The sequence below is a fragment of the Acinetobacter sp. ABJ_C1_1 genome (assembly GCF_044684115.1).
GTDB classification, from domain to species: Bacteria; Pseudomonadota; Gammaproteobacteria; order Pseudomonadales; family Moraxellaceae; genus Acinetobacter; species Acinetobacter nosocomialis_A.
This window is the reverse complement of sequence record NZ_JBITPU010000036.1, coordinates 1-2,561: the sequence shown is the minus strand read 5'-3', so window position 1 is coordinate 2,561 and position 2,561 is coordinate 1. Positions and strand designations below refer to the sequence as shown.

Annotated in this window: 1 protein-coding gene; it reads left to right on the top strand. The window is 43.1% G+C overall.

Going from position 1 to position 2,561, the window contains the following annotated elements; genetic code table 11:
- Positions 1-252 precede the first annotated feature (252 nt).
- On the top strand, positions 253-2,561 hold a 2,309-nt coding region (locus ACG59Z_RS18715), incomplete at its 3' end, for an Ig-like domain-containing protein (protein ID WP_400200717.1).

Here is a 2,561-nt window from a genome sequence, read left to right as displayed (position 1 = left end):
ATAATATAGTTAGTTCTTGTTTTATAGGAATTATGAAAAATAAAAGACAAAATTTTATTTATATAAAATTTGTATTAATTAAATTTTTTTCTTTAAGGACTTTAGTATTTATTTTTTTTATTTTAAAGTGGGTAATGTAAAAATGATCACATTACTTAATGTTTTTAAGTTGTAGGTCAAAAACTCGAAAACATTAAGTAAAAAGAATTATACAAAAATCATTTAAATCAATAATATAAAAGGAATGAACATATGCCTGAGATACAAATTATTGCCAAGGACAGTCACAAAACCTTGGTAACAACAGAGGGAACTTCTGCAAAACTTTCAGAAGCATCAGTTGTGTTGGTAAAAGTGGCTGCCAGTGATGTATTGGTAGTAAATAGGGAGGGTACCAATGCAGTAATTCGCCTAAAAAATGGTGAAACTATTGTTATTGAAGGCTTCTTTAGTGGAACAGCTGAGCCAGCCGATAATAGTCTTGTTTTTCAAGACCAAAATGGCCAACTCATTTGGGCAAAATTTAAAGATGCCGAAAATGATGCGGATGCTGACAGCGATGCAGATGCGGATGCTGACAGCGATGTAGAGCCGCAAGCGCTTTTAGGTGAAGATTTACCAGCAGCTCTACCAGCAGAAGCACCGCAGGCATTAGTGTCTGATGTTATTTACCAACCTATTTCTTCAATTCAGCCATTACTTTATCACGATGCAGGTGTGAACCCATGGTTGTGGGCAGCAGTACCTCTTGTTGCAGGTGGTATCATTGCTGCTGCATCAAATAGTGGTAGCAGTAATGACTCTTCTCCTGCAGATACTACGCCGCCAAATACAAATGGCGTTACTTTCTCTGTTGATCCTGTAACTTCAGATAATATTATTAATTCAACGGAAGCTGCGGGTAATGTTACTGTTACGGGTAGTTTAAAAAATATTCCGACAGATGCTGCAAATACTGTCGTTACCGTAGTTGTTAATGGTGTAACTTACACTGCAAATGTAGACAAAGCAGCAGGTACGTGGAGTGTAGTTGTACCAGGCAGTGGTTTAATTGCAGATAGCGATAAAACAATTGATGCAAAAGTTACTTTTACTGATGCAGCAGGTAACAGCAGCAATATTAATGAGTCAAAATCTTATACAGTAGATACGACAGCCCCAACTGCACCGATAATTGATCCAATCAATGCGACCAATCCAGTCACAGGTACAGCAGAACCAGGTTCAACTGTTAAAGTGACTTTCCCAGATGGTACGACAGCAACTGTAGTTGCGGGCCCTGATGGTAAATGGACTGTGCCGAACCCAGGTGATCTTAAAGATGGTGATAAAGTTACAGCTATTGCAACCGACCCTGCTGGTAACCCATCAACTCCTTCAACTGGTACAGTAGATACAGTTGCACCATCTGTGACTGTCACCACGACATTAACCAATGACAGTACACCTGCATTAAGCGGTACAGTGAATGATCCGACTGCAAAAGTGGTTGTGACTGTAGATGGTGTGAACTATCCGGCAACCAATAATGGCAACGGCACCTGGACACTTGCAGACAATACGCTTCCAGCGTTGACCGATGGTCCACACACCGTGACTGTGACTGCAACTGATCCTGCGGGTAATGTAGGTACAACAAATGCAGTTGTGACTGTCGATACCGCAGCACCAAATGCACCGGTAATTGATCCAATCAATGCGACCAATCCTGTAACTGGTACAGCAGAACCAGGTTCAACAGTTAAAGTAACTTTCCCTGATGGTACGACAGCAACTGTAGTTGCAGGCCCTGATGGTAAATGGACTGTGCCGAACCCAGGTGATCTTAAAGATGGTGATAAAGTTACAGCTATTGCAACCGACCCTGCTGGTAACCCATCAACTCCTTCAACTGGTACAGTAGATGCAGTTGCACCAACTGTGACTGTCACCACGACATTAACCAACGACAGTACACCTGCGTTAAGCGGTACAGTGAATGATCCGACTGCGAAAGTGGTTGTGAGTGTAGATGGTGTGAACTATCCGGCAACCAATAATGGCAATGGCACCTGGACGCTTGCAGACAATACGCTTCCAGTGTTGACCGATGGTCCACATACAGTAACTGTGACAGCGACCGACCCTGCAGGTAATGTGGGTACAACAGGTGCAGTGGTGACTATCGATACCACAGCACCAAATGCACCGGTTCTTGATCCAATCAATGCCACTGATCCAGTGACAGGTACAGCAGAACCAGGTTCAACAGTTAAAGTAACTTTCCCTGATGGTACGACAGCAACTGTAGTTGCAGGTCCTGATGGTAAATGGACAGTGCCAAACCCAGGTGACTTGACTGATGGTCAAACAGTAACTGCGACAGCAACCGACCCTGCAGGCAATACCTCATTGCCAGGTTCAGGTACAGTCTCTGCAGACATTACGGCACCTGTGGTTGCGCTAGATGATGTGTTGACGAATGACAGTACACCTGCGTTAAGCGGTACAGTGAATGATCCGACTGCGACTGTTGTGGTGACTGTAGATGGTGTGAACTATCCGGCAACCAATAATGGCAA